This window comes from Streptomyces sp. cf386 (assembly GCF_900103585.1).
Classification (GTDB): domain Bacteria; phylum Actinomycetota; class Actinomycetes; order Streptomycetales; family Streptomycetaceae; genus Streptomyces.
The window spans coordinates 44,555-50,954 of the sequence record NZ_FNHV01000040.1 but is presented as its reverse complement, the minus strand read 5'-3'; the positions used below and the strand labels follow the sequence as shown (position 1 = coordinate 50,954).

Genomic DNA, 6,400 nt, shown 5'->3' with positions numbered 1-6,400 from the left:
GGGAAGCCGAAGGAGTAGCCCTGCTCCTTGAGCCACGGCAGGACTTCGCGCAGGGCGGCCACGGTCTGGGAGCGGTCTCCGCCCGCGTCGTGGAAGAGGAGGGTCGGGCCGTTGGAGATCTCGTTCTTGACGGTGGCGACCATGGCCTCGGTGCCGGGGAGTTCGAAGTCCTTGGAGTCGATGTTCCAGCCGAGCGGGCGCATTCCGTGGGACGCGGCGAGGTGGCGGCTGTAGGGGGTGAAGGCCCCGCCGGGGGCCCGGTAGTACATCGGCCGTACGCCCCCGGACGCCTTGGTGATCATGCGCTCGGCGTCCAGGATCTGCTGCGACTGGTAGGCCTCGGACTTGCGGTCCATGGTGGTGTCGTGCGACACCGAGTGGTCGCACAGCCGGTGCCCGGCCGCCACCACGTCCTTGACCAGGTCCGGGTGTGCCTGGGCCTGCGTACCCACCATGCAGAACGTGGCCTTCACCCCGTACTCTCGCAGCACGTCGAGCACTTGCGGGGTCCACACGGGGTCGGGCCCGTCGTCGATGGTGATGTTGACGCCGCGCGCCCCCGCGTCCGACGCGTGCACGATGCTCACGTCGACCGGCTTGACGTCACCGCCCGGCGTGGCCGACGCGGTCGCCTTCGACGGCGAGCCGACCACGGCACCGGCCTGCGCGGTCCACGCCGCGGCACCGGCGGCGAGCAGGGTCACCCCGAGCGCCGCCCCGACCACCTTGCCGTACCAGCCCCGCCCGCCGCCGTGCCGTGCCATGTCCGCCCCGCCTTCGCGCAGTTCCGCACCGAACCTCGGCCGCCTTGCGACCACCTGGCAGGACGAGGGACGGCGGCCACCGGATCCGTCCGTTACCGATCACGGACAATCCCGGGGGAGTTCGCGGACAACTCGGCGAGCGACGGGCGGGATCGGACCGGTCAGCCGGGCCCGTCCGGGCTCCGGGAGAAGGCTGTGTCGCCGGCCGTCGCCACGATCGCGTCCTTGACGAGCAGCACGCGCGGCGGGGTGCCCTGCGCCCTGTCCCCGGGGTCGTCCAGCGCGGAGGTGCGCCACACCTCCGCTCCGGTGCGGCTGTTCAGCGCCAGCAGGCGGCCGAAGCGGTTGGAGAAATAGACCCGCTTGTACGTCGCCGACACCACGGGCGCGGACAGGCTCTCCATGTCCGTCGTCTTCTGCCAGAGCTGTTTGCCGCTGTCCGCCGACACCGCGGTGACCGACCCGTCGGACCGGACGAAGTAGACGACGCCGTCCACCAGGGTGGCCGCGCCGGTCAGCGGACGTGCCAGCGGTATCCGCCTGACCTGCCCGGTCTTCGGGTCCACGCGCAACAGCGCGTTGTACGGCCGTTCGTACCCGGCTTCGTAGACGTCCTTCGCGGTCTGGGGGGCGAGGAACAGGGGTTGCCCGCCGACGGCACCGAGCGCCAGCGCCTTCCGGGGCAGTGTGGCGGTCTCGGCCAGGTCGTCGGGTTCGAGCCTCATCAGGTCGATCGGGGCCTGGCCGGGCTCGGTGCCGGCCGAGCACAGGGCGTAGGGGACGCCTCCCAGCGCCGACGGAGTGCAGATTTCGTCCAGCGAAGGCGCCTGCCACAGTTCCTTGCCGGACTGCCCGTAGGCGATGAACCGCGAGTAGTCCGGAGACAGGGTCAGCAGTCCGCCGTCGTACAGGACCGGGTCCGCGGCCTTGTTGATGTCCCTCTGCCAGCGCCGCTCGCCGGTGGCGGCGTCGAGGGCCACCACGCGCCTGACCGTGTCGTCCGGATCCTCGTACGCATAGACCAGCCCGTCGCGAACGCCGATCGGCTGCACCCCCTGCGGACGGGTGCCGATCCGCCACAGGGTGCGGCCGGAGGCCGGGTCGATCCTGGCGACCGTGAAGCCCGTACCACCGCAGAACAGGGCGCCTCCGTCCGCCACGCACCCGAGGGTCCCGTAGTCGAGAGGGACCCCCTTCACGTCGTACCGCAGGGCAGCGCGCCACGGCCGCCAGCCGTCGGGCAGGGACGCGGCACGGGCGGTGGTCTCGGCGTCGGCGGTGGCGCCGGCGTTGGAGGCGGTGGTCGTGTCCCTGCCCGACACGAAGACACCCACCCCGATACTCAGCCCCGTGATGGCCAGCGCCGCGCCGAGGGCGGTGAGCGACATCCGGGTTCGGCGTCCCTTGCCGGTGCCGGACGCGGCGCCCGCGGAGACGGTGGCCGCGCCCCAAGGGGCGGGGCGGGGCCGGGGTTTCGCGGACTCCCTGGCCTTCGGGGCCGCGGTGGCGTCTGACTCCGGCAGTTCCGGCAGCGCCTGGAGCAGGCGATGCAGATCCGCCAGTTCCGGCCGTGCGGCCGGGTCCTTGTCGAGGCAGCGCTCGACGATGCGCAGGAACGCGTCGGGCACCCCGTCGAGGTCCGGGGACTCATACATCACCTGATAGCCGGTCATGTACGGGCTGTCGGCGTCGAACGGTCCCGTGCCGACGGCCGCGAACACCATCAGCGACCCCAGCGAGAACACGTCCGAGGCCGGGGTGACGTCCCGGGGAGAGCCGAGCTGTTCCGGCGACATGAAGGGCGGAGTGCCGATCACCCGCCCCGTCATGGTGAGGCTCTGGTTGTCGGCAGCGCGCGATATGCCGAAGTCGATGACGCGCGGCCCGTCCTCGGTCATCAGGACGTTGGCCGGTTTGAGGTCCCGGTGCACCAGTCCCGCCCGGTGGATGTCGCGCAGCGCCTCGGTCAGCCCCAGTCCCAGCGCGCGCAGTTCCCGCCGGTTCAACGGGCCGTTCTTCTTCACGACTTCGGCAAGGCTGAGCCCCGGCACGTAGAGCGTCGCCATCCACGGCTGGTCGGCGTCCGGATCGGCGTCCACGACGGGCGCGGTGAAGGCGCCGCTCACCCTGCGCGCTGCCGCGATCTCCTGCCGGAAGCGCGTGCGGAACTCCTCGTCCTGGGCGTACGCCCCGTGCACGAGCTTGACCGCGACCTGCCGTCCGGAGGCGGAGACTCCCAGATAGACGACGCCCATGCCGCCTGCCCCGAGCCGACCGAGAAGGGTGTACTCGCCTATGGACTCCGGGTCCCCGGTGCTCAGGGACGTCATCGCAGATCATCCTTCCCAGCGGCTGACAGCCTCACGGGGGTCAGCGTAGGGCCTGCCCCTGAGCGGTGTGTGGCAGGATCCGCTGCCATGTCGTCGATACGCACACACGCGTGGTGGTCAAGGGCCGGTCGCCGTCTGCTGGTTGTCCCGCTCGCCTTGCTCGTGGCGGCGGGCGCCACCGGAGCCGAAGCCGTCACGGCACCGGCACCCACACAGGCACCCGAGGCCGAGGCTCCGACTCCCGACCGGCTTCGCTACGACGTGTCCCTGCGCGGCGACTCCGACGGCTCCCACTGGACGGGCCGGCAGCGGGTGTCGTTCCGCAACGCCTCCGATCAGCCCCTGCGCGAGGTGTACGTACGTCTGTGGGGCAACGGCGACGACAAGTGCGGCACGCCGGGCAAGCCGTCCCCGGTCAAGGTGTCCCAGGTGCGCGGTGGCACCGCGGGCCGCCTCACCGTGAACTGCACCGCGCTGCGCATCACCCTGCCGAAGCCGCTCGCGCGCGGCGAGCGGACGGCCGTCTCCTTCGACGTGTCCATCAACGTGCCCCAGCGCAGCGACCGCTTCGGCCGCGAGGGCGCCTTCCGCTTCCTGGGCAACGCCCTGCCGGTGCTCGCCGTGCACGACGCGAAGGGCTGGCACCTCGATCCGTACGTGTCGATCGGCGAGAGCTTCTACGCCCTGGCGAGCGACTTCCGGGTGCGCATCGACCACCCGTCGACCCTCAAGGTTCCGGCGACCGGCCGCACTTGGACCAGCCACGGCACGTCCGGGCGCACGATCACGCACAGCGTCGCGCACCGGGTGCGGGACTTCGCGTGGGCGGCGGGCCCGTTCCGCACGGCGACCGAGACCTCGCCCGGTGGTGTGCGCGTGAAGTCGTACTGGGCGCCGAACACACCTGCGGCGGGTGTACGCCTCAACCGCAAGGACGGCGTCGCCGCCGTCGACCGTTTCGGCAAGGAGTTCGGCCGCTATCCGTACGGCGAGATCGACCTCGTGATGACCAAGGAGTTCGGCGGCGGTATGGAGTACCCCGGCCTGGTCATCCTCGGCACCACCGAGGAGGGCAGCGCCGTCGTCCACGAGGTGGCCCACCAGTGGTGGTACGGCATCGTGGGCAATGACGAGTACGGCGCGCCCTGGCTGGACGAGAGCTTCGCCCAGTACGCCAACGCGCGCTTCTACGGCTGGGACACACGCGACTGCTGGTCGGACGACGACTGGCCGAGCGAGGACACCGCGCTCACCAACTCGATGGCCTACTGGGCCAAGCACCCAGGTGAGTACCACCTCGTCTACACGGCCGGATCCTGCGCCCTGGCGAACCTGGAGCGCACCATCGGCGCCGACCCGATGGCCCGACTCCTCAAGCGGTACGCCCGCGACCACTGGTACGGCGTCTCCACCACCGCCGACTTCAAGAGGGCCGCACAGTCCATGACGGACATCGACCTGGATCCCTTCTGGAAGAAGCACCGCATCCGCTGACTTGTCGATTATCGATATGCTCCGCTACGGTGGACTTATCGAAAATCGATACGGGGAGATGAGATGAACACGCGACTCACGAGGGCCCTGGCCTCGGTGACCTGGGCGCTGGCGGTGCTCTGCGGGCTGGCCTTCCTCGGCACGGGGGTCACGCACATGCTCGACGACGGGGCGGTCTGTGTGCAGACGGACTTCTGGCGCAACGCCACACTGGCGGACTCGCTGCCGGTGCGCGCGGGCGTGGAGGCGTCCAGCAGTGCAGCGCGCCTGTGCCAGGACAGTCCCTCCGTGGGGCAGCGTGCCGCAGACCTCGGGGGCGAACTGCCCTGGCTGCTGTTCGGTGCGCTCGCGCTGCTGCTCTTCTCCCGCCTGCTGAAGGCCGTCATGGTGCAGGGCCCGTTCACCGAGGCGGTGGCACAACGGCTCTCCGTCCTCGGCTGGTTCGTCGCCGTGGGCACGCCGCTGGCCGGCCTACTTGAGGGCTGGTCGCGATCCTGGCTCGTCGGGAGCATGGCGCCGATCGTCGGTTCCGGGCCGACGATCTCCGGGCCGCTGGTGCTCGTCCTCGCCGGCCTCGCGGCAGTGATCATGGGGAAGATCATGCGTGAGGGCGTGCGCATGCGAGAGGACCTCGAAGGGACCATCTGATGTCCGAAGAGGAACCTCACGCGATCCGGATCCACCTCGACCGCCTTCTCGCCGACCGCGGCATGACCCTCACCGAGCTGGCCGCGCAAGTGGGCATCACCGTCGTCAACCTGTCCGTGCTGAAGAACGGACGGGCCAAGGCGATCCGCTTCTCGACCCTGTCGAGGATCTGCGATGTCCTCCGGTGCCAGCCGGGGGACCTGATCACCCACGATCCGGCCAAGCCGGGGCCGTAGCTGACCCGCGGCGCGCACGAGAAGGTCCCCTGCCCGCCGGTGTCGCGGGCAGGGGAGGGTCACTTCAGGGTCACTTCACCGGTCCGGGCTCACTTCACATCGACGAAGTCGGCCAGGCCGGACCTGGCCTGGGTGAGGGACGTACCCGCGAAGTCGTAGCGGTACTGGCCGTCCACGGTCGCCTTCACGGTGGTCGTGGCCCAGCCGTCCCGGTCGGTCTTGACCTTCTTCAGCGTGGTCCAGGCACCGCTCGTGCCCTTGCGGAACTGGAGCAGCACCTGGTGCCCGATGAGGGGCACGTCCTTGTGCTTCTCCCAGCTGGCGACGATCATCCGTGCCTTGACCGTGACGTCCTTGCCCTTCTTCACCGGCTCCGGGGTGGCGTTGGCCAGGGACAGGTGGGTCTTGCGCTTGATGCGTGCCAGGGGCATGTAATCCTCGCGGGTGACGTTGCCCTCGCCGTCGACGGCCACGAAGTTGATGCCCCAGGCACCGGCGAGGGCGTTGCTCTTGAGGTTCGTGTACGGGTCGGCGTACAGGAAGGCCTCGCACTTGGACCAGTACTCGTCGACCTTCACGCAGTGGCTGGAACCGACCTGCGCGATGCGCCCGTCGACTTCCGCCTCGGTCGCTCCGTGCTGCAGCTCGAACGACACGCTCTGGATGCCCGACGGGTCGCGGACCATCGCGGAGATCGGGAACTTGATCTTCCGTGCGGCCTCGACGACAACGGTGTAGTCGCGGTTCTGGTTGACCTCGATGTTCCTGATCTCTGTGGGCGTGTCGTCCTGCTCGGCCCCGGCGGCCGGGACGGCGAGAGCGGTGACGGCCAGCGCGGCGCTGAGAGCAGCGGCGGTGGCGGTGGCGACAGTGGCGCGTATGCGCATGGTCTGGTTTCCCCCACGCTTGATGAATTGGGTGGTGACTT

The 6,400-nt window shown here is 70.1% G+C and carries 6 protein-coding genes; 3 read left to right on the top strand and 3 right to left on the bottom strand.

Translation table 11 applies throughout. The features are described from left to right. Window positions 1–764 (bottom strand): polysaccharide deacetylase family protein (locus BLU79_RS46380; protein ID WP_093912100.1); only part of this gene is annotated, 764 nt, incomplete at its 3' end. Window positions 765–925: 161 nt separating this feature from the next. Further along, entirely contained in the window at window positions 926–3,094 is a 2,169-nt protein-coding gene (locus BLU79_RS46375) for a protein kinase domain-containing protein (protein ID WP_093912099.1), read from the bottom strand. Between the two features lie 87 nt (window positions 3,095–3,181). Here BLU79_RS46375 and BLU79_RS46370 point away from each other — a divergent pair, with 87 nt between their 5' ends. From BLU79_RS46370 to BLU79_RS46360, 3 genes are all read left to right on the top strand, one after another. Beyond that, window positions 3,182–4,588 (top strand): M1 family metallopeptidase, encoded by a 1,407-nt coding sequence (locus BLU79_RS46370; RefSeq protein ID WP_093912098.1) that lies wholly within the window; start codon window positions 3,182–3,184, stop codon window positions 4,586–4,588. A gap of 63 nt (window positions 4,589–4,651) precedes the next feature. Then, complete coding sequence (locus BLU79_RS46365; protein WP_093912097.1) at window positions 4,652–5,236, top strand: DUF2975 domain-containing protein; 585 nt, start codon at window positions 4,652–4,654, stop codon at window positions 5,234–5,236. Then, window positions 5,236–5,472, top strand: coding sequence for a helix-turn-helix domain-containing protein (locus tag BLU79_RS46360; protein ID WP_093912096.1), 237 nt, complete (start codon window positions 5,236–5,238; stop codon window positions 5,470–5,472). The genes BLU79_RS46365 and BLU79_RS46360 overlap by 1 nt, the downstream gene beginning before the upstream one ends. Window positions 5,473–5,561: 89 nt before the next feature. Here BLU79_RS46360 and BLU79_RS46355 read toward each other — a convergent pair whose 3' ends face one another. Further along, window positions 5,562–6,359 carry a hypothetical protein gene (locus BLU79_RS46355; protein WP_093912095.1) on the bottom strand — a complete coding sequence of 266 codons (798 nt, stop codon included), beginning with the start codon at window positions 6,357–6,359 and terminating at the stop codon, window positions 5,562–5,564. Window positions 6,360–6,400 lie beyond the last annotated feature (41 nt).